The 20,024-nt window shown below is 66.4% G+C and carries 21 protein-coding genes; 9 read left to right on the top strand and 12 right to left on the bottom strand.

Annotated features, from left to right (window positions below):
* Positions 1 to 8: 8 nt before the first annotated feature.
* Positions 9 to 1,217: an amidase gene (locus tag FRZ44_RS06400; RefSeq protein ID WP_151176399.1), complete on the bottom strand. Its 1,209-nt coding sequence runs from the start codon at positions 1,215 to 1,217 to the stop codon at positions 9 to 11.
* Positions 1,218 to 1,355: 138 nt separating this feature from the next.
* Here FRZ44_RS06400 and FRZ44_RS06395 point away from each other — a divergent pair, with 138 nt between their 5' ends.
* Positions 1,356 to 2,147: a phosphodiesterase gene (locus tag FRZ44_RS06395; RefSeq protein WP_151176398.1), complete on the top strand. Its 792-nt coding sequence runs from the start codon at positions 1,356 to 1,358 to the stop codon at positions 2,145 to 2,147.
* 71 nt (positions 2,148 to 2,218) lie between these two features.
* Here FRZ44_RS06395 and FRZ44_RS06390 read toward each other — a convergent pair whose 3' ends face one another.
* On the bottom strand, positions 2,219 to 2,704 hold the full coding sequence (locus FRZ44_RS06390) for a hypothetical protein (RefSeq protein WP_151176397.1): 486 nt from the start codon (positions 2,702 to 2,704) through the stop codon (positions 2,219 to 2,221).
* Between FRZ44_RS06390 and FRZ44_RS06385 the strand changes: the two genes are divergently transcribed.
* Entirely contained in the window at positions 2,703 to 4,199 is a 1,497-nt protein-coding gene (locus tag FRZ44_RS06385) for a CoA-acylating methylmalonate-semialdehyde dehydrogenase (RefSeq protein ID WP_151176396.1), read from the top strand. The two genes, FRZ44_RS06390 and FRZ44_RS06385, sit on opposite strands and share 2 nt — an antisense overlap.
* A 223-nt stretch (positions 4,200 to 4,422) precedes the next feature.
* The gene (locus tag FRZ44_RS06380; protein ID WP_151176395.1) at positions 4,423 to 4,893 is read left to right on the top strand and encodes a GNAT family N-acetyltransferase; all 471 of its coding nucleotides are present in this window, start codon (positions 4,423 to 4,425) and stop codon (positions 4,891 to 4,893) included.
* A 14-nt stretch (positions 4,894 to 4,907) separates the two neighbouring features.
* On the opposite strand, the gene FRZ44_RS06375 is transcribed toward FRZ44_RS06380, so the two are convergent.
* From FRZ44_RS06375 to FRZ44_RS06350, 6 genes are all read right to left on the bottom strand, one after another.
* Positions 4,908 to 5,264: a cupin domain-containing protein gene (locus FRZ44_RS06375; RefSeq protein WP_191908443.1), complete on the bottom strand. Its 357-nt coding sequence runs from the start codon at positions 5,262 to 5,264 to the stop codon at positions 4,908 to 4,910.
* A 43-nt stretch (positions 5,265 to 5,307) separates the two neighbouring features.
* On the bottom strand, positions 5,308 to 6,966 hold the full coding sequence (locus tag FRZ44_RS06370) for a gamma-glutamyltransferase family protein (RefSeq protein WP_151176393.1): 1,659 nt from the start codon (positions 6,964 to 6,966) through the stop codon (positions 5,308 to 5,310).
* Positions 6,963 to 7,772 carry an amino acid ABC transporter ATP-binding protein gene (locus FRZ44_RS06365; RefSeq protein WP_151176392.1) on the bottom strand — a complete coding sequence of 270 codons (810 nt, stop codon included), beginning with the start codon at positions 7,770 to 7,772 and terminating at the stop codon, positions 6,963 to 6,965. Before FRZ44_RS06365 ends, FRZ44_RS06370 begins: the two co-directional genes overlap by 4 nt.
* Positions 7,773 to 7,774: 2 nt before the next feature.
* Complete coding sequence (locus tag FRZ44_RS06360) at positions 7,775 to 8,548, bottom strand: amino acid ABC transporter permease (protein ID WP_151176391.1); 774 nt, start codon at positions 8,546 to 8,548, stop codon at positions 7,775 to 7,777.
* A gap of 16 nt (positions 8,549 to 8,564) precedes the next feature.
* Entirely contained in the window at positions 8,565 to 9,395 is an 831-nt protein-coding gene (locus tag FRZ44_RS06355) for an ABC transporter substrate-binding protein (protein ID WP_151176390.1), read from the bottom strand.
* 82 nt (positions 9,396 to 9,477) lie between these two features.
* Positions 9,478 to 9,801 carry a cupin domain-containing protein gene (locus FRZ44_RS06350; RefSeq protein WP_225308574.1) on the bottom strand — a complete coding sequence of 108 codons (324 nt, stop codon included), beginning with the start codon at positions 9,799 to 9,801 and terminating at the stop codon, positions 9,478 to 9,480.
* A 183-nt stretch (positions 9,802 to 9,984) separates the two neighbouring features.
* Here FRZ44_RS06350 and gcvA point away from each other — a divergent pair, with 183 nt between their 5' ends.
* A complete protein-coding gene (gene gcvA, locus FRZ44_RS06345) occupies positions 9,985 to 10,902 on the top strand; it encodes a transcriptional regulator GcvA (protein ID WP_191908442.1) in 918 nt (305 codons plus the stop codon).
* Between the two features lie 8 nt (positions 10,903 to 10,910).
* Here the strand turns inward: gcvA and phhA are convergent, their stop codons facing one another.
* Genes phhA through hppD form a run of 3 tightly spaced genes read right to left on the bottom strand, consistent with a single transcriptional unit; the run spans position 10,911 to position 13,487 of the window.
* A complete protein-coding gene (gene phhA, locus FRZ44_RS06340) occupies positions 10,911 to 11,759 on the bottom strand; it encodes a phenylalanine 4-monooxygenase (RefSeq protein WP_151176387.1) in 849 nt (282 codons plus the stop codon).
* A 9-nt stretch (positions 11,760 to 11,768) separates the two neighbouring features.
* Complete coding sequence (maiA, locus tag FRZ44_RS06335) at positions 11,769 to 12,437, bottom strand: maleylacetoacetate isomerase (RefSeq protein WP_318526389.1); 669 nt, start codon at positions 12,435 to 12,437, stop codon at positions 11,769 to 11,771.
* 15 nt (positions 12,438 to 12,452) lie between these two features.
* Positions 12,453 to 13,487, bottom strand: a complete 1,035-nt coding sequence (hppD, locus tag FRZ44_RS06330; protein ID WP_151180181.1) for a 4-hydroxyphenylpyruvate dioxygenase — start codon at positions 13,485 to 13,487, stop codon at positions 12,453 to 12,455.
* A 168-nt stretch (positions 13,488 to 13,655) separates the two neighbouring features.
* On the opposite strand from hppD, the gene FRZ44_RS06325 reads away from it, so the two are divergent.
* The gene (locus FRZ44_RS06325; protein WP_151176386.1) at positions 13,656 to 14,141 is read left to right on the top strand and encodes a MarR family winged helix-turn-helix transcriptional regulator; all 486 of its coding nucleotides are present in this window, start codon (positions 13,656 to 13,658) and stop codon (positions 14,139 to 14,141) included.
* A 49-nt stretch (positions 14,142 to 14,190) separates the two neighbouring features.
* On the opposite strand, the gene FRZ44_RS06320 is transcribed toward FRZ44_RS06325, so the two are convergent.
* Positions 14,191 to 15,162 carry a glycine/sarcosine/betaine reductase selenoprotein B family protein gene (locus FRZ44_RS06320; RefSeq protein WP_151176385.1) on the bottom strand — a complete coding sequence of 324 codons (972 nt, stop codon included), beginning with the start codon at positions 15,160 to 15,162 and terminating at the stop codon, positions 14,191 to 14,193.
* Between the two features lie 406 nt (positions 15,163 to 15,568).
* Here FRZ44_RS06320 and FRZ44_RS06315 point away from each other — a divergent pair, with 406 nt between their 5' ends.
* The 4 genes from FRZ44_RS06315 (at position 15,569) to FRZ44_RS06300 (ending at position 19,993) form a co-directional block, all read left to right on the top strand.
* Positions 15,569 to 16,507 (top strand): DMT family transporter, encoded by a 939-nt coding sequence (locus FRZ44_RS06315; RefSeq protein WP_191908441.1) that lies wholly within the window; start codon positions 15,569 to 15,571, stop codon positions 16,505 to 16,507.
* Positions 16,504 to 17,436 carry a DMT family transporter gene (locus FRZ44_RS06310; protein WP_151176383.1) on the top strand — a complete coding sequence of 311 codons (933 nt, stop codon included), beginning with the start codon at positions 16,504 to 16,506 and terminating at the stop codon, positions 17,434 to 17,436. The genes FRZ44_RS06315 and FRZ44_RS06310 overlap by 4 nt, the downstream gene beginning before the upstream one ends.
* Before the next feature lie 34 nt (positions 17,437 to 17,470).
* Complete coding sequence (lhpI, locus tag FRZ44_RS06305) at positions 17,471 to 18,403, top strand: bifunctional Delta(1)-pyrroline-2-carboxylate/Delta(1)-piperideine-2-carboxylate reductase (RefSeq protein WP_151176382.1); 933 nt, start codon at positions 17,471 to 17,473, stop codon at positions 18,401 to 18,403.
* Between the two features lie 258 nt (positions 18,404 to 18,661).
* On the top strand, positions 18,662 to 19,993 hold the full coding sequence (locus tag FRZ44_RS06300) for a flavin monoamine oxidase family protein (RefSeq protein ID WP_151176381.1): 1,332 nt from the start codon (positions 18,662 to 18,664) through the stop codon (positions 19,991 to 19,993).
* The last annotated feature ends 31 nt before the right edge of the window (positions 19,994 to 20,024 follow it).

The raw sequence follows: 20,024 nt of genomic DNA, 5'->3' as shown, positions 1-20,024 counted from the left end.
CTCTCGCGTCAGTCGAGGGCGGCCATCAACCGTTCGGCCAAGCCCAGCAGGGCCATGTCGAGCCCGCGCGCCATCACCAGCGACAGCCCCACCGGACAGCCATCGACCTCGGCCACCGGCAGGCTCACCTGCGGCAGCCGCGCCATGCCCGCGACGCAGGTCAGGCTCAAGGTGCGGTCGCGGAAACCCTGCGATGCCGCCAGTTCGAGCCCCTTCTTCGGCGCGATCGAAGGCGCCGACGGCAACACCAGCACGCCACCACCCGCGAGCAGCCGCGCCATGCGCAAGGAGAAATGCTCGCGCCGCAGCGCTTCGTCGCGCGGCGCCTCGCCCGCCATGCGCCTGGCCCAGTCGAAGCGCGCCGCGATCTCGGGGCCGAAGCGCGGCCTTGCGGTTTCGATCCAGGGCCCGTGCTGCGTCCAGATCTCGCGCGCCTGGAGGGTCCGGAACCGGAGCATCAGCGCGGTCAGGCCGCCTTCATTGTCGCCGATGCGCACCACCGCCGGCGCGCCCAGCAGCGCCGACAGCGCAGCCAGCGACGGGACCAGCGCCTCGCGCAGGGCCTCGTCGGCAAGCTCGAAGCCGTCCGCCATCAGATAGAGCCGCGACGCCTGGACCTCGGCGGCATCGGGCCCCAGCAGGATCTCGCCCACGCGGCGCAGCAGGTTCGCCTCGCGCGTGAACCAGCCGACCGTGTCGAAACTCGGCGCCAGCGGCATCACGCCGCCGAGGGAGACCCGGCCATGGCTGGGCCGGAAGCCGAAGATCCCGCAGAGCGCGGCCGGCAGCCGCACCGATCCGCCGGTGTCCGATCCCAGCGCGATGTCCGCATCGCCGCTGGCGACCGCGGAGGCCGAGCCCGACGAGGAGCCGCCCGGGATACGGTCGGGACAGGCCGGATTGACCGGCGTGCCGTAATGGTAGTTCTCGCCCTGGAGGCTGTAGGCGAGTTCCTCGGTGATGGTCTTGCCGATCATGTCGGCGCCGGCCTCGAGCAGCTGCAGCACGACGGGCGCGGTCTCGGCGGCGGGCGCATGGCCCGCCAGCCAATCGGGATTGCCGCAGCCGGTCACATGGCCCGCGATGTCGAAGATGTCCTTGACGGCGAAGCTCAGATGCGCGAGCGGCCCGCTGCCGGAGCCGGCGATGGCACCGCAATCATGCGGTACGAAGGGGCGCTGCCAGTCATGCGGCGAAGAATCGGCGGTCGTTGACATCGAAGCGGCCTCGAAATTCCGGGGAGAAGGCGGGCCCTGGCCGGGCCAAAGCGGGAGTCCTATCCTGGCCCCATATTGCGAAGCGACGGCGGCCCTCGCAAGCCATGCGCGAGAGGCCGCCGGGAGGAGCCGAACCCGATGATGCTGGCCCAGATCAGCGACTGCCATGTGGTGGAGCCCGGCCGCCGGTTGTTCGACCGGATCGATACCGCGGCCCATCTCGCCGCGGCCGTGACCCATCTGAACCGGATCGGCCCGGATTTCGTCTGGGTCACCGGCGATCTCGTCGATAGCGGCCGGCCCGCGCAATATGCCCATCTGCGCGCGATGCTGGATCGGCTCGAGGCCCCCTATGCGGTGATGCCCGGCAATCACGATGCGCGCGAGGCGCTGAAAGCGGCCTTCGCCGACCATCCCTATTGGCAGCCGGGCCCGGGCAGCCTCCACTACGCGATCGAGGATCTCCCGCTGCGGCTGATCGCGCTCGACAGCCTCGTTCCCGGCGAGGGCGGCGGACGGGTCGGTCAGGCCCAGCTGGCCTGGCTGGACGCGACGCTCGACGACGCCAGGAAGCGCCCGACCGTGATCGCGGTCCATCATCCGCTCTTCGCCACCGGCATTGTCGACATGGACGCCATCTATCTCGCCGACGCCGACGCGCTCGGCACCGTCATCGAACGCCATCCGCAGGTGGAACGCATCCTCTGCGGCCATGTGCATCGGCCCATCACGGCGCGCTGGCACGGCACCGTGGTGACGACGGCGCCTTCGGTCGCGCATCAGGTCGCGTTGCGGCTCGGGCCCAAGGATCCCGCCTCCTGGATCATGGAACCGCCCGCCTGCCATCTCCACCGCTGGAGCGAGGAGAGCGGCCTGGTCACGCATCAGAGCTATATCGGCGACTACGGCCCGATGACGCCGTTCGAGTGAAGGCGGCGAACGCAAAAGAAATCACGCCCCCTCCTCTTGCGGGAGGGGGCGAGAGATTTTCTGGATTCCGCTTACGTCGACGTCGAATCCGCGTCCGGCGGCGCCGGCTTCTGTGGCGGGATCGGCGCGTTGTCATGGCGACGGCGGATGATGATGTCGCCATTCTCGTCGATCACCGGCGCCTCATACTGGGGCAGCTGCTGGATGAAAAGCTGGAGCGCCTGCATCAGGCGGGTGACGCCTTCGATCGCGAGGTCGTCCGGGCTCGGTTGGGAGGGCTCGTCGGACTGCGCATGGGCTCGCGTCGCATACCCTGCGAGGGGTAGTGCCAAAACGCCCAGGAAGACCGAAAAGACCAGACCGATCATCGAGTTCCGCATAGGATCTTCCCCTGATGGGGAGGGCGCGTGGCGCCGCCCCGATTGTCCCCTGATATGGGTGGCGTTTGGCTCCTTGTCAGCCCCCGCCCATTCGCTAGAGTGCGCGCCATCCGATCCATAATCCAGGCCCGGCAGCGCCAGTTCGGGTGCGAAAGCCGAAGGAGTCGAGACCATCATGACAAGGACCATTCCCCACTTCGTCAACGGCAAGACCGTCGAGGGCAAGAGCGGGCGCTTCAGCGATGTGTTCAACCCGGCGACGGGCGAGGTCCAGGCGCGCGTCGCGCTGGCCTCGCGCGCGGAGCTGAACGAGGCGGTCGCGGCGGCGGCGGCGGCCTTCCCGCGCTGGACGGCGACGCCGCCGCTGACGCGCGCGCGCATCATGTTCCGCTTCAAGCAGCTCATGGAAGGGCGGATCGACGAGGCGGCGAAGATCGTCACTTCCGAGCATGGCAAGGTCCTCTCCGATGCCAAGGGCTCGATCATCCGCGGCCTCGAGGTGGTCGAGTTCGCCTGCGGCATTCCGCAGATGCTGAAGGGCGAGTTCTCCGAGAATGTCGGGACGAATGTCGACGGCTGGACCATTCGCCAGTCCCTCGGCGTCGTCGCCGGCATCACGCCGTTCAACTTCCCGGCCATGGTGCCGATGTGGATGTTCCCGATCGCGCTGGCCTGCGGCAATACCTTCATCCTGAAGCCGTCCGAACGAGATCCTTCGATGAGCATCTTCATGGCCCAGCTTCTCAAGGAAGCGGGGCTGCCCGACGGCGTGCTCAATGTCGTCAATGGCGACAAGGAGGCGGTCGACGCCATTCTCGAACATCCCGAAATCCAGGCGGTGAGCTTCGTCGGCTCGACGCCGATCGCGGAATACATCTATCACACCGGCACCGCGCATAATAAGCGCGTGCAGGCGCTGGGCGGCGCCAAGAACCACATGGTGATCATGCCCGACGCCGACCTCGGCCAGACCGTCGACGCGCTGATGGGTGCGGGCTACGGCTCGGCCGGCGAGCGCTGCATGGCCGTATCGGTCGCGGTCACCGTCGGCAATGTCGCCGACCCGCTGATCCAGAAGCTGGCGCCGCGCGTGAGCTCGCTCAAGGTGGCGCCCGGCACCGATCCGGACGCCGAGATGGGCCCGCTGGTCACCAAGACGCATCTCGACAAGGTGCGCGGCTACGTCGATTCCGGGGTGGCCGAGGGCGCCAAGCTCGTGGTCGATGGCCGCGGCCTGAAGCTTCAGGGCTACGAGAAGGGCTTCTTCCTCGGCGGCTGCCTGTTCGACCATGTGAAACCGGAGATGAAGATCTACAAGGAAGAGATCTTCGGGCCAGTGCTCTCGGTCGTGCGCGTCCCCGACTATGACAGCGCGGTCAAGCTGGTGAACGAGCATGAATATGGCAACGGCACCGCGATCTTCACCCGCGACGGCGACGCCGCGCGCGAATTTGCCAGCAAGATCAAGGTCGGCATGGTCGGCATCAATGTGCCGATCCCGGTGCCGATGGCCTTCCACAGCTTCGGCGGCTGGAAGCGCTCGCTGTTCGGCGATCACCACATGCACGGGCCCGAGGGCGTGCGCTTCTACACGCGCCTCAAGGCCGTGACCTCGCGCTGGCCGACCGGCATCCGCTCGGGCGCCGAATTCGTCATGCCGACGATGCGGTGAGGCCCTCCCCCAGCCCCCTCCCGCTCGACGGCTTCGCCGTCGGGGAAGGGGGTGAAGGGAACAGAATGAATCTCACCCCCTTCCCTTGCGGGAGGGGGTAGGGGGACGGGAAGCCAAGGGCGGCATCGAGCAGATTAAGATTCACCCCGCCCCTCCCCGCGGGGCTCCGCCCCGCTGCCCCTCCCGCAAGGGAAGGCGCTGTGAATAGCAGGACGCGCACCGGTTGAACCCAAGCCCATCCCTCACCCTGCGCCTCGCCACGCCCGCCGACGCGGCCGCCATCCGCGATCTGACGCGCGCCGCCTATGCGAAATGGGTGCCGCTGATCGGGCGTGAGCCGCTGCCAATGATGGTGGATTACGACCGCGCGGTTCGCGACCATCGGTTCGACCTGCTCTTCGCCGGCGAGCGGCTCGTCGCCCTGGTCGAGACGGTCGACCAGGGCGACGCCTGGCTGATCGAGAATCTCGCCGTGCATCCGGATTTCCAGGGGCACGGCTATGGCAAGCGCATGCTGGCCCATGCCGAGACCGAAGCCGCGGAATCCTCGAACATCGTCGAGATGCGGCTCTACACCAACAAGCTCTTCGCCGAGAACATCCGCTTCTACTTGACCCACAGCTATACGGTCGAGCGCGAGGAGCCCTTCAAGGGCGGCGTCATCACCCATATGAGCAAGCGGATCGGACTTTAGGCGCCATCGAGCTCTCACTCGACGGCGATGAAGACCTTCGCCGCCGGCTCGAGCGTGACCCATTCGCCCACAAACCCTTTGGGCACGATGAAACTGTCGCCGGGTCCGAACTCCCGTTGCCGGCCGTCGCTGTCCACGACAGCCACCCGGCCCGCCTTAATCACGCAGACTTCGGTGTAGGGCCAGGGTTCGATCCGGACACGGCCGGGCTCGCCGGTCCAATAGCCGACCGTCACCTGGCTCGATCTCGTCCTGAGCGAGTGGAATTCCTGCTCGATCCAGGAGTCCGAGAGGATCTGGTAGCTGTCGAGCGGCGGCACGAAGGCCGTGCGCCCTTCCCTGCCGATCGGGATGATGGACGAGATATTCACGCAGTCCTCCGTGAAATCGATTCGGATGAGGGAACGGACAGCATCACCAGCCGGCGACCTGGCCGTCCGAGCGGGGGTCGGAGGCGCCGACCAGAGCGCCTCTTGGCTCGACCCCGATGATCTGGGCATGTCCCATGATTTCTTCCGCCGGCCCCAGCACCGAGACGTCATGCCCGCATCGGCGAAGCCCGTCGACCAGGGCGGCATCGACACCTTCCTCGGCCAGAACCTGAGAGACCGGCGGCGTCGAACGATCCAGATACCAGCGCGGACGCGATACCGCCTGTTGTGGATCCAGGCCCTGCCGGGCCATGCCGTGCAGGAGCTGAAGCTGGGTCTGCACCTGCCCGTCCCCGCCCATGCAGCCCAGGACATATCTCAGGCGGCCGTTCTCGCAGGCGATCGTCGGGGCCAGGGTATGAGGCGGGTGCAAACCGGGGCCGAGCTCGCCGACATGTCCGGCTTGCAGGCGGAAGGCGGCGCCACGATTCTGCAAGGTGAAGCCGCCCGACGGCACCGGAATGCCAGTGCCGAAATCGAAGAAGACACTCTGGATCAGCGAGACGGCGAGCCCGTCGCTGTCGACCACGGCCAGATGGGCCGTATCCCCACGGCCCTTGGTCGGACCGCCATCGCCCGTTCGCTCGCCGGCGCGCGCCGGATCGATGGTCGCGGCGATCAGGTCGAGGTGAACATCGCCATAGAGCGATTCGGGGCCGATCAACATCCGGCTGCGATCGCCGACAAAGCGATCGCGCTCTTCCAGCGCCGCCGCCAGCGCCTCGATCATGAGATGGGTCGCCTGCTCGCTGTCGGGGTCGTGGCCCCGTCCCAGCGACTCGAGAAGGCCCAGCGCCTCGAGCAAGGCCACGCCCTGGGTCGAGGGCGGGCTCGTATAGAGCGTCAACCCGCCCCATCGGGATTTGAGCGGCCGCAGCCATTCGGCCCGATGCCGGGCAAGATCGTCGTGCGACAGCGGGCTGCCGGCGTTGTGCGCCGCCGCGACGATATCCCTGGCCAGGCTTCCCTCGTAAAACTCCCGGCCTTGACTGCGTCCGATCTGTCGCAAGGCCTGCGCCAGAGGAGGCTGCTGCAGACGATCATAGATCGCCGGCACAGCGTGGCTGGAAGACCAGAGTCCCGTTGCCCCTCGTGCCTCCAGCGACGGCCACGCGGCGCGGAAACTGGCATGAAGATGACGGCTGACGAAGAACCCGCTCTCCGCTAGGCGCGCCGCGGGCTCCAGCAACTCTTCGAGACCCCGCGTGCCGTGGCGTTCCAACGCCCGGACCCAGCCATCGACGGCGCCTGGAACCGTAACAGACTCGGCCGAACGGGCCGGGATGCTCGTCAGCCCACGGCTGCGAAGCGATTCGGGGTCGGCCGCCATGGGGGATCGGCCCGACGCATCCAGAACGGACACTTCCCCATCCGGCTTACGGGTGATCCAGATCGCGTCGCCACCTGGCGAACATTGCATCGGCACGGTAACCATCAAGGCAGCGCTGGCAGCGACCGCGGCATCGACCGCATTGCCACCGGATCGCAAGACCTCCATGCCGATCGCCGTCGCCAGATGGTGCGGTGTGGAGATCATCGCCCTTTCGCCGATCACGGGACGCGCCGCATAGAGGCGCGGATGGCGCTCATAATCGCCCAGCCAGGGCCAGCCGCGATTTTCTGAAGCCCTGGGGCCGGTCATAAAATCGACGCCAGAAAGGCGCGGGTTCGCTCGCTCTTCGGCGCTGCGAAGAAGTCCTGTCCCGACGCCATTTCGACGATCAGGCCCTGATCCATCATGATCACCCTGTCCGCCACCTCGCGCGCAAACCGCATCTCGTGCGTGACCACGATCATCGTCATGCCGCCCTGCGCCAGGGCCCGCATGACCTCAAGCACCTCGTCCACCGTTTCGGGATCGAGCGCACTGGTCGGCTCATCGAACAACATGACGGCGGGCTTCATCGCCAGCGCCCGTGCGATGGCCACGCGTTGCTGCTGCCCGCCCGACAGATGGGCGGGGTAGGTGCCGAGCTTGTCGGAAAGTCCCACTTTCGCCAGCAACGCCGCCGCCTCCGTCCGAATCTCCTTCATCGGCCGACGTTGAACCCGCAAGGGACCGATCATGACGTTTTCCAACGCTGTCAGATGCGGGAACAGATTGAAGCGCTGGAATACCATACCGATATGCTCGCGATGGCGGGCCACCTGGCGCTCGCCCTCGATGATCAGCCGCCCACCGCGTTCCCGATAGCCGATCAGCTCGCCATCGACATAGATCCGGCCGCGATCGATCGTTTCCAGACGATTGATGCAGCGCACGAGCGTGGTCTTGCCGGAACCGGAAGGGCCGACCAGGACGACCACCTCGCCACGCGCCACCTCCAGCGACACTCCCTTGAGGACGGGAAGAGTGCCGAAGGATTTGTGCACATCGATCACCTGCACCAGCGCAAGTCCCGCCGCGGGCGAAAGGTTCGTTTCTGGGCCGGCGGCAACGGTTGTCATGATCAGACCCGCCGCGACAGAAGCGAGCGGTTGGCAGGGACCGTTGCGGCGGTCCGTTCATGGCGGCTCAGCCGGATCTCGAGGAATCGCTGGCCGATGCTCAAGACGGTCGTCAGCGCCAGATACCAGATCGCGGCGATGAGGAAGAGCTCGAAGGTGCGGAAGGTCGCCGAGTTGATGTTCTGGACGGTTCCGAACAGCTCGCGCACCCCGATCACGCTCAGCAGGGAGGTTCCCTTGATCATCAGCGTAAACTCATTGCCGAGAGGCGGGAGGATGATCCGCGCGGCCTGGGGCAGGATGACCCAACGCAACGCCCCCCAGGGCCGCATGCCGATCGCACGGGCGGCGTCTGTCTGGCCGCGATCAATCGCTTGGATGGCGGCGCGAAAGATCTCGCCCATATAGGCGGCCTCGTTCAGCGCCAGCGTGATCAACGCCGCCTGCAGGGCGCCGGGAACGACCAGGGGACCGATGACGAGGTCGGGGTAGCGGTAGATGCCGGCCGCCGCCACGCCCGTATAGACGATCAGGAGCTGCACCAGGACCGGGGTGCCGCGCCACGCCCAGGAATAGAGCGCGGCCCCCAGCCTGATGACGGTGATGTTCGACAATCGGGCAAGCCCGACCAGGAGTCCCAGCATCACCCCGGCGATCTGCGCCAGCAGCGATACCTCGATCGTTACCCAGAGGCCTTCCCAGATCGACTTCGGCGGAGTCAGCAGATAGCGTAGGAAGAAGTCCAGATCGAAATTGATCCCACCGATATGCAGCATGGAGTTCCTCTTCGGCTCACGGCTTATAGGCCATCGCATCGAACTTCCATGCTTTCACGATCTTGTCGTACTCGCCACTGGCCTGGATCGCCTTGAAGGCCGCTGCGAGGGCGTCATGCAGGTCGGCGTCCTTCTTCAGCGTGCCGACGCCGGTATAGAAGGCGCTGGTCTGTGGGCTCGCCAGTTTGACCTGACTGGCATTCTGGCTGTTGAAATAGGCCTCCTGGACGGTTGAGCCGTAATAGATATCGACCAGGCCGGTCGTGAGCTGCTGGAACGCATCGCTGGCCTTGGGCAGGGCCACGATCTTGATCGGCGCCTTGCCCGAAGCCGCCAGCTTGGTGTTCGCGTCGACCAGATCCTGCTCCAGCGTGGAACCGGATTCCACCGCCACCGCCTTGCCGGATATATCGGTCAATGCATCGAACTTCAGCGGGCTGTCCGCCTTGACGATGACGGCGTTGCCCACATAGGCATAATTAACGAAATCCAGAACTTCGCGGCGCGCCGGCTTGTCGAACAGGCCCGACAGGATCGCATCGCACTGCCCTGCCTGCAGCGCCGGAATGAGGCCGTCAAACGCGATATTCTTATGCTCGGACTTGATGCCCATCTCGGCGGCCAGCGCCTTTCCGATATCGATATCAAATCCTGCCGGCTCATTGGTCTGCGGATCGAAATATTCGAAGGGCGGGAAGGAGATATCCGTGCAGAACACGATCTTGCCGTTCTTGGCGATGCGCTCCGGCGCCGGCGTGCCCGCCTGTGCCGGCAGAGTCAGAAGCGAGATGACAGCGGCCGCGGCGATGGCCGCGATGGCTGCCCGATGGGTCCGTTTGGTCTTCATGGTTACCTCCCCAGAATGATCGGCATTGTTGAACAGTGTTTTTCAATCTCGACGCGGGTAAGCCGTGGCGTCTCCAGTTTTGTCAGGCACCCTCCACGGCGACATAGACGATCGCGAAATCATCCGATTGCGCCCAAAGACCGCTGAAGCCGCGCGGCAGCGCCAGGCATTCTCCCGTTCCGAAGGTCTCGCTCCGACCGGTGCAATCGGTGACCCGGACGGTCCCGCTGACGACGAAGCACACCTCCTCCGCCGGATTGTCCCGGATCTCGATGGTCCCGGCATTGCAAGCCCAGACACCCGACCTGACCTTTCCGCTCCGGTCCTTGTAGTAATCGCGACTCTGCGGCGTCATGCCTTGCGACTTCGGTACGCGGGTCGGCCGCCAACCGGAATCGGCCAGCATCGGCCTGGCGCCCGGCGGTGAACCAATCCGGCGAAAGCTGCCTATTGCGTTAGTCATCGCGCTGCCCTTCTCTTATCCTTCAGTAGAGGAGGCCCCTCCCGGGGCGCAAATTAGTTTCCGTCCGAGGCAACCTTTAGCTGGGCTAAATCAGTCATGTGCAGAAGAACTCTTCCTCTGAATGCATTGCGCGCATTTGAAGCAGCGGCCCGTCACCGGAGCCTGTCGAAAGCGGCAGAGGAGCTTTCCGTCACCCCAGCCGCCATTCATCACCAGGTGAAGGCGCTGGAAGTTCTCCTCGGCGTGCCGCTGTTCGGACGCTCCGGCAACAGTCTGAAACTGACGGGGGCGGCCGAGGCCTCGCTGCCGACGCTGGAAGGCGCATTCGATCTCCTCGCCCTGGCAATCGAGAAGATGCGCCAGCACACCAGCGGGGGCGTTCTGTCGCTGGCCGTCTGCCCGTCCTTCGCGATGAAATGGCTGGTGCCGCGGCTGCAGCGCTTTCGCAACGACTTCACCGGTATCGAGCTCCGGATCTCGACCACGACCGACTTTCCGGACTTGGCCAGCACCGAGGTCGATGTCGTCGTTGCCTACGGTCCCGAGGAGCGCTTCCGCTATCCGGGCGTTGTCGCCGAGCGCCTTCTGGGCGACGAGGTCTTCCCCGTTTGCAGCCCGAAATATGTCAAGCAGAACGAACTGGGGAGTCCCGAAGCCCTCGCCGGTGCGGTTCTCCTGCATGACGATCAGGCGCTTGCCGAACAAGGCATCGACTGGAACTCATGGTTCGTCGCCGCGGGTGTGCAGAGCCTGATCGAGGCGCAGAGCATCAGGTTTGATTCGATCGGACTGGCGATCAACGCCGCAATCGCCGGCCAAGGCGTCGCCTTGGCACGCTCGAGCCTGATCGCCGACGATCTGGCCTCGGGCCAGCTGGTCCCGCTCTTCAACCAGCGGCTGACTGTCAATGGCGGCTATTTCGTCGCCCATCTCGAAAGCATCGCCGACCAGCCCAAGGTCGCTGCCTTCCGGGAATGGCTGTTCGCAGAGGCAAGCCTCGAGCGCGCGGCGATCGGACCGATCAGAGCCTTCGCCGCGGCGTAAGCCCAGACCTATCCCGCCTTCGCCTCTTTGGCGCGCGCATAGGCCTGCGTGCCGCGGTGGTGGACCTTGTCGGTCGGCAGCAGGGCGCCGGGCTGGATGTCGGGGACGCCTTTCATGCGCGCATAGATCGGCGCGAAATCCTGCTGGGTGGCGTCGAACAGCTCCTGGAAGCTGTCGATCACCATGTAGGTCTGCTGAAAATCGTCGATGCGGTAGTCGGTGCGCATGGCGCGCTCGAGGTCGAAATGGATCCGGTTGGGGGAGTCGGATTCCAGCGCATAGAGGCTCTCGCCCTTCGAGGACACGATCCCCGAGCCATAGATGCGCAGGCCGTCGCGGCCGCGGATCAGGCCGAACTCGACCGTCGCCCAATAGAGCCGGCCCAGCTGCGTCAGCATGCCGAAGCCCATCGCCCGCAGGCCCCCGGCGCCGAAGGCCTGCATATAGTCGGCAAAGACCGGGTGGGCCAGCATCGGCACATGGCCGAACACGTCGTGGAAGATGTCGGGTTCCTCGATGTAATCGAGCTGGTCGGCCTTCCGGATGAACTGGCCCGCCGGGAAGCGGCGGTTGGCGAGATGCTCGAAGAAGATGCCGTCGGGCACGAGACCCGGCACGCAGACCACCTGCCAGCCGGTGAGCGTCGTCAGTTTCTCGTTGAGCCGGTCGACATCCGGGATCGTCTCCTCGCCCAGCGGCAGCGCCGCCATGCCCTCGAGGAACTCGGGCGCCGCGCGGCCGACCAGCAGCTTCGCCTGCTGGCGATAGAGCGCCCGCCAGACACCATGCTCCTCGGCCGTGTAGGCGCTCCAACTCTGGTCGATGGTGAAGTCGGGCCGGTGCGGGACCTCGAGCATGATCGGACCTCAGTTTCTCAGTTCGGGCGGCGCATCCGGCTGCGCCTCGGGCCGCGCCGCCCGGAACGCCGGATGCTCGCGGGCTGCGGCGTCGATGCGCAGGATCGTGGGATAGGGCTCGAGCGCCAGCGCCACCCGGCGCGCATTATAGACCTGCGGCACCAGGCAGAGATCGGCAAGCCCCGGGTGGTCGCCATGGCAGAAGCGTCCGGTCCAGGGGCTCGACGTCAGCTCCTGCTCGATCGCGGCGAAACCCAACCGGATCCAATGCTGCGACCAGCGCTGGCACACGACCTCGTCCTGATCCAGCGGATCGGCGAGATAATGCGTCACGCGCAGATTGTTGAGCGGATGGATGTCGCAGGCAATCGCGAGCGCCAGCGCCCGCACCCGCGCGCGCTCGAGCGGCGCTTTCGGCAGCAATGCCGGCTCCGGGTGGACCTCTTCGAGATATTCGACGATGGCGAGCGACTGCGTGAGGGTTTGGCCCTCGGTCACGAGCGCCGGCACCAGCGCCTGCGGGTTGAGGTCCCGGAATTCCGGCGTCCATTGGTCGCCGAGGCGCAGGTTGATCGGCCGGTCGCCATAGGCCAGGCCCTTCAGCGCCATCGCGATACGCACCCGATAGGCAGCCGAGGAGCGGAAATAGCCATAGAGCTTCATCGCTGCCTGGTTCATCGGCCGGACCCTCCTTCAGGCCCTCAACACGCCGCGGCGGATCTGGTCGAGCTCGATCGATTCGAACAGGGCGCGGAAATTGCCTTCGCCGAACCCCTCATTGCCCTTGCGCTGGATGATCTCGAAGAAGATCGGGCCGATCACCGTCTTGGTGAAGATCTGCAGCAGCAGGCCCTGTCCTTCCGTGGGCGCGCCATCGATGAGAATCCGCCGGCGCCTGAGCGCCTCGACATCCTCGCCATGACCGGGAACGCGCTTGTCGAGCGCCTCGTAATAGGTGTCGGGCGTGTCCTGCAGCGCCACGCCGTTGGCGACCAGGCGGTCGACCGTCTTCTGGATGTCGTTGCTGCCGAGCGCGATATGCTGGATGCCCTCGCCCTTATAATCGTGGAGATACTCCTCGATCTGGGATTTGTCGTCGCGCGATTCGTTGATCGGGATCCGGATCTTGCCGCAGGGGCTGGTCATGGCGCGGCTGACGAGGCCGGTCAGCTTGCCCTCGATGTCGAAATAGCGGATCTCGCGGAAATTGAAGAGCCGCTCATAGAAGCCGGCCCACTTGTCCATATGGCCGCGATGCACATTGTGGGTCAGATGGTCGATATAGAGGAGCCCTGCGTCGGGGCCCGGCGGGGTGGGCGACGTCGGCACGAAATCGACGTCGTAGATCGTGCGCTCGCCGTAGCGATCCACCAGGTAGATATGGCTGCCGCCGATACCCTCGATCCCGGGGATGTTGAGCTCCATGGGACCCGCGCTCGAGACCACGGGGGTGGCGCCGAGCGAGATCGCGCGCTTCAGGGCCGCCGCCGCGTGCTTCACCCGAAAGGCCATGGCGCAGACGCAAGGCCCGTGGGCGCGCGCGAAGCCCTGGGCGAAGCTGTCGGGCTCGGCATTGATGATGAAGTTGATGTCGCCCTGGCGATGCAGGGTGACGTCCTTGCTGCGATGGCGCGCGACCCGCTTGAAGCCCATCTGCTCGAACAGGGCGCGGAGCTTCGCCGGCTCCGGTGCCGCATATTCGACGAACTCGAAGCCGTCGGTGCCCATCGGATTTTCGTGAAGCTCGGCCAATGCGGATCTCCCGGTTGGCGTCCCCGCCCCGTCATGACCTGGGACGGGAATCGGGGCTGTCTGTCAGGATGCTTGAATTCATGATAGTTTCAATTGAAACTAATTTCAACCCTTATGGACGGCGCGGAATCCCAGAGGAATCGCATGACCGACGAGAATAGCCAGGGCGGCCCAGGCCCGGTTCTCAAACTGGAAAGCTTCCTGCCCTACCGCCTCTCCGTCCTTTCCAACCGGGTCAGTGCCGCGATCGCCCAGGATTACGCCGAGCGGTTCGACATGACGGTCCCCGAATGGCGCACCATGGCGGCGCTGGGCGAGCATCCGGGATTGTCCGCGGCCGAGGTCGCGGGCTTCACCGAGATGGACAAGGTCGCGGTCAGCCGCGCCGTCGCGCGGCTGCTCGAGGCCGGCCGCCTGACGCGGACCACCGCGTCCGACGATCGCCGCCGCTCGGTCCTGAAACTCTCCGCCGCCGGGCAGCGCATCTATCGCCAGATCGTTCCGGTCGCGCGGGCGCACGAGGCCAATCTGGTGGCGGCCCTCGGCGCCGAGGAACGCCGCCAGTTCGACAAGCTCCTCGACAAGCTCTTCGCGGCGGCGACGGCGGATCTGAAGCGGGGGAAGAGGTAGGGGGAAGCGCTCTGTCTTTCCTTCCCCTCACCTCTGTGAGGGGGAGACGCTATGGGGCGGGCGGCGACGAAATACTCTGCTCCCCCACCCCCGCTTCGTCGCGCAGCGTCTTCGCCTGCGCCTTGCCCTGGTCGAACTCGGCGCGGCGTTTTTCGATTTCCTCCGGCGACAGGCGCTCGATATTGCAGTAATCGAGCTTCCAGTCGGGATCGTCGCTCCAGCGCAGCGGCGACTGCACCGTGGTCCGGGGCGCCGGTGCCGCCTCCAGCAGCGACAAGGCGAGATCGAGCGTGAAGGACTGCGAGTCCGCATCCTTCGGCCTGCCAGCGGCGTTGCCGAGCGGGAAGTCGGAGAAGAGGAATCGCGGCACGCCGATATGCTCGACGATGTCCTTGGCGCAGCCCATCAGGACGGTCGCGATGCCGCTCTGCTCCAGCGCCCGCGCCGCGAGACCGAGACTCTGATGGCAGACCGGGCAGTTCGGCACCAGGATCGCCGCGTCGACGCCGTCGGCTTGGCAGCGCCTGACCAGCTCGGGGCCATCCGTTTCGAGCGTGGTGCGGTGGCTGCGATTGGTGGGCGCGCCATGGAAGCGGGATGCCAGCGCGCCGACATCGCCCGTGGCCACGGCGCGGCGCAGCTGCGCCAGCGGGAAATAGGTCCCCATGTCCTCGCCGGTCGTGTGCTGCCGGTCGATCGCGACATGGGAAATGCGCAGGTCGGGATCGCGCGCCGTGTCGCCGGAATAGACCGAGTAGAATTTCGCCGCCGCGTTATAGGGCGCGCCCGCACGTTGATCGCCCTTGCCCGGCTGGAACGGCGCCGCCGTGGTGACGATCGCGACCCGGCATCGGGAAAGCGGCTTGGCCAAGGGTTGGAACGGCACCTCGGCATAGTGCGCCCAGCGATAGGGCGTGCCATAGCCCAACGCCTGATAGTAGTCGCGGATCCGCTGCAGATAGGGGATCGGCACGTCCTGCGGCGGCGCGAACCCGAACACCTGCTCCCGCTCGCTCGCCATGGCCTCTGCGCCCCCCGTGAATGGATTCCGTCGGGGATTGTACTGCCACAGGAGGATGGGTGCACCGGCTTGCTGTCATGCCGGCGAAGGAGCGTGTGAAAGAATCGGGCGGAGCATAGAAACTCCACGCCCCCTCCCCTTGCGGGAGGGGGCGAGAGTATTCCTGACGCCCTCTTACGGCATCATTCGTTTTCTTCACACGCTCGAAGGCCGGCATCCTGAACACCGGCCTTCGACCATTCTGGCGCGATGGGTGTTCAGGACCCCGGCCGGAGCCTGTCCTCGTGCGCGCCTATGGCGCGACACGGGGGCCGGGGTGACGAAATCGAGCTGTTCTCGTCCCCCAAGGGAAATGAGTGACCGCAAGGGATGCATCCGCCGCCCGAAATGGGCTAGGTTCCCGCCCATGGCCGCATCCGCTGAATCGACTCCGCGCGAGCGTCTGCTCGCGGGACTGGGGCTCCTTGTGACATCGCTCTGCTGGGGCTCGATGGTGCCGACCACGGCCAACCTGCTGGCCACGGTCGATCCCTTCTTCCTGGCCGCCTCGCGCTATCTGATCGCCGTACCCGCGCTCGCCCTCACGGTGCTCCTGACCGAACGCGGCCGGCGCTGGCCGGCCTACCTGCCCTGGGGCCATATCTTCCTGCTCGGCGCCTTCGGGATGGGCGGCTGGGCCACCTGCCTCACGCTCGGCGTCTATTTCTCCGATCCCATCACCGCGACCGCGATCTCGGCGGTGAGCCCGGTGCTGGCGGCCGTGCTGGCGCGGATCTTCGACCATCGTCCGCTCACCGTCGCGGTCTATCTCGGCATGGCGCTCGCGGTCGCCGGCGGCCTGGTCGTCGCGCTCTTTAAACCGGGCCAGGTGCTCGCCCTCGGCTTTCGCGGCGGCGAGCTCATCATCCTGTTCGGGATCTGCCTCTGGACCCTCTATTCGATCAAGGCGCAGCATTGGCTGGCGCCGCTGGGCCTGAGCCAGCTGCGCGTCACCTTGCTGACGGCGAGCGCGGCTGCGGTCGGACTGTGGCTCGTCTTCTTCGTCGGGATTCTGGTCGGCTATGCCGATCCCCCCACCGAAATCCCCACGGCCCATACGCTGCTCGAGCTGCTCTGGCTGGGAACCGGTCCGACGGCGCTCGGCGTCGTCTTCTGGAACTACGGAATCTCCCGGCTCGGCGTGGCGATCGCCTCGCTCTACACCAACCTGGCCCCGGTGATCTCGGTGGGTTTGGCGGTACTGCTGCTCGGCAGCGAAACCACGGCCATGCAGATCGTCGGCGGACTCGTCGTGCTCGCGGGTGTGATCTGGATGCAGCTCTATGGACTGAGAGCCACGCGATGACGACCGCCCTGCCCGCCACCCCGCGCCCGCGCAACCTCAAGGCCAGCTTCGGCGTGCTGGGGGCCGCCTTCATCTGGGGCTCGATGGTGCCGCTGACGAGCCTCGCCGTCACGACGCTCGATCCCTACTACCTCTCCGCCATCCGCTACAGCCTGGCCGTGCCGGCCTTGGGCGCCATCGCCTGGATCGCCGCCGGCCGCTTCCCGCTGCGCCGGCACCTGCCCTGGCGCCGGATCGTGCCGCTCGGCACCATCGGCATGGGCCTCTTCGTGCTCTGCTTCACGCTCGGCCTGAAATATTCCGATCCGATCACCGTGGCCGCGATGTTCTCGGGCGCGCCGATCGTCTCGGCCGTGATGATGCGGGTGCTGGAGGGCGAGCGTCTGGCGCCAAGGCTGCCATTTGCGATCCTGCTCGCGGTCGGCGGCGGCTTGCTGGTGGCGGTCGGCAAGCCGGAGAGCCTCGCCTCGCAGGGTTTCCGCGGCGGCGAGATCCTGGTCCTGACCGCGATGCTCGTCTGGGCCTGGTACTCGGTCAAATCCCAGGTCTGGCTGGCCGTTCACGGCCTGACCCAGCCGGAGATCTCGTTCCTCACCATCCTGGCCGCGGCGGTCTTCCTGTGGCTGGCCTTCCTGGTCGGTTGGGCCACCGGCTTCGCCCATGCCCCCACCCATGCCGTGTCGCCGCTCGAATGGCTCAATATCGTCTGGCTGGGTCTCGCCTGCACCGGCTCGGCGGTGCTGCTGTGGAACTATGGCGTCAGCCGGCTCGGCGTCACCGTGGCCGCACTCCAGCTCAATCTCGAGCCGGTCTTCGCCGTGCTGATCGGCATGGCGCTGGGCGCGGCGGCCGGCTGGCTGCAGCTGGTCGGCGGCGTGGTCGTGCTGGCGGGTGTCGTCTGGGTGCAGATGGCGCCCAAGAAGGCGTAATCTCGCAAACTCTCACTTCCGAACGGACCCCGACATGCGCCATTTCGATGCCGACGCCGCCCACCGCCTGCTGGATTATCGCGGCCTCGTCGAAGGCCTGCGCGACATGTACAAGCGCGGCGTCGACGTGACCGAGCGCAAGGTGCTGCATCAGAAGCTGCCGGACGGCAGCCAGAACGACTGGCTGATCCTCCCCGCCTGGCAGTTCGGCCGGCATCAGGGCATCAAGCTCGTCAGCGTCTTTCCCGGCAACGACAAGAAGGGCCTTGCCTCGATCCTCGGGCTCTATGTGCTGTTCGACGGCGAGACCGGCGCGCCGATCCTCACCATTGACGGCGCCGCCCTCACCTTGCGCAAGACCGTCTGCAACTCGGCGCTCGCGGTCGATTTCTGCGCGCGCAAGGATGCCTCGAAGCTCCTGGTGATGGGTGCCGGCAATCTGGCGCCGCATGTGGTGGCCGCGCACGCCTCGGTGCGGCCGATCACGGAGGCCAGGATCTGGAACCGCACGCCGGAGAAGGCGGTGGCGCTCGCGGCCCGGCTGTCGCGGCCCGGCCTCGCGGTCTCGGCGGCACCCGATCTCGAAGCCGCGGTCCACTGGGCCGATATCGTCACCGGCGTCACCATGACCAAGGCGCCCTTGCTCAAAGGGGCCTGGCTCAAGCCCGGCCAGCATCTCGACCTGATCGGCGCCTTCAGGCCCGACATGCGCGAGGCCGACGACGCGGCGGTCAAGCGCTCGCGGCTCTTCATCGATGCCCGCTTCAGCGTACTCGACGAATGCGGCGACATCTCCCAGCCGCTCGAGGCCGGCCTCATCAAGGAGGCCGACATCACCGACCTGTTCCAGCTCTCCCGCGGCGAACGCCCCGGCCGGCAGAGCGACGACGAGATCACCTTGTTCAAGTCGGGCGGCGGCGGGCACGAGGATCTGGCGACGGCGCAGTATTTGTTGAGCAAGGTTTGATAGAGCGAGCCCAGGATCAGCCCTCCCCCTACCCCCTCCCGCAAGGGAAGGGGGTGAGACCATTTCTGCTTACTTCACCCCCTTCCCCGACGGCGAGGCCGTCGAGCGGGAGGGGCTGCTTCAAGAAAGAGCAGCGGCGGCGATCTTCGATCTCGGTCGAAGCTTTAAAGTAGAGCGTAGCGATCACATCAACTTGGGGTGCCGCGCACTCGGCGTCGCCGATAGACGCCTCTTCGTCTCCGCGATAGCATTCCTATCATGCGGCACGCTCTCTCCCTGTCCCTCACCCGTCGCGCCGTCCTTGGCGGACTCGCGGCGCTCGCCCTCCCCTTCCCGCGCGCCTTCGCGCAGGATCCGGACGTCGTCATCATCGGCGCCGGCGCCGCGGGACTGGCGGCGGCACGCACGCTGATCGACAAGGGGCGCTCTGTCGTGGTGATCGAGGCGCGCGACCGGATCGGCGGGCGGGCCTGGACCGACAGCACGAGCTTCGGCGGCATTCCCTTCGATCACGGCTGCTCCTGGCTTCACACCTCGAACAAGAATCCCTGGACGCCGATCGCCAAGGATTGGAATTACACGCTCGAGAACCATGACAAGGGCGACGAGACGGTGTTCGTCGGCAATCGCCATGCGAATGACGGCGAGCTCACGGCCTATGGCCGCGCCTGGGACAAGCTCCATGACAATCTCGCCGCCGCCGGCCGTGCCGGCAAGGATGTCAGCGCCGCCTCGATCAGCCCGCGCGGCGAATCCTGGATCTGGGTCGCGGAGTCCTGGACCGGGCCGATGTCGATGGGCAAGGACCTCGAGGATTTTTCGTGCAAGGACTGGTGGAACCTCGCCGACGACGAACCCAACCTGATGATCAAGGAGGGCTTCGGCACGCTGGTCGCGCGCTATGGCCGGGAGATCCCGGTCAGGCTCTCGACGCCGGCCAAGCGGGTCCAATGGAGCGGGTCCGGCGTCACGGTCGAGACCGATGCCGGCAGCATCAAGGCCAAGATCTGCATCGTCACCGTGCCGCTGGGCGTCCTCGCCGCCGAGGCCATCGCCTTCGATCCGCCGCTGCCCGACTGGAAGAAGGACGCGATCGGCGGCCTGCCGATGGGACTTCTCGCCAAGGCGCCGCTGCAGTTCGACGGCGAGACCTTCGGCCTGCCGGCGAACAGCTGGCTCACCTACAAGGCGGACTCGACCGAGGCCTGCTTCTTCTTCGTGCGGCCCTTCGGCTTCGACATGATGATCGGCTTCCTCGGCGGCAAATGCGCCTGGGATCTGACCAGGCAGGGCGACGCCGCCGGCGTCGATTTCGCCAAGGAGAAGCTGCGCGCCATGCTCGGCTCCGACATGGACAAGCATTTCGTGGCGGGTGGCTTCACCGGCTGGGGCCGCGACCCCTGGAGCCTCGGCTCCTATGCCTCGGTCAAACCCGGCTCCTATCCGGCGCGCGCCGCCATGCGCAAGCCGGTGGAGAACCGCCTCTTCTTCGCCGGCGAAGCCTGCGCCGGCGAGTTCGCCGAAACCTGCGGCGGCGCCATGCGCAGCGGCCTCGAGACCGCGGCGACGGTGGAGGCGCTGCTGGGGTAGTCTCCCTGTCATGCCCGGACTTGATCCGGGC

Origin of the sequence: Hypericibacter terrae (assembly GCF_008728855.1) — a bacterium.
Taxonomy (GTDB): domain Bacteria; phylum Pseudomonadota; class Alphaproteobacteria; order Dongiales; family Dongiaceae; genus Hypericibacter; species Hypericibacter terrae.
Note: the sequence above shows the minus strand (reverse complement) of the source record. Positions and strands in the feature narration are given on the sequence as shown.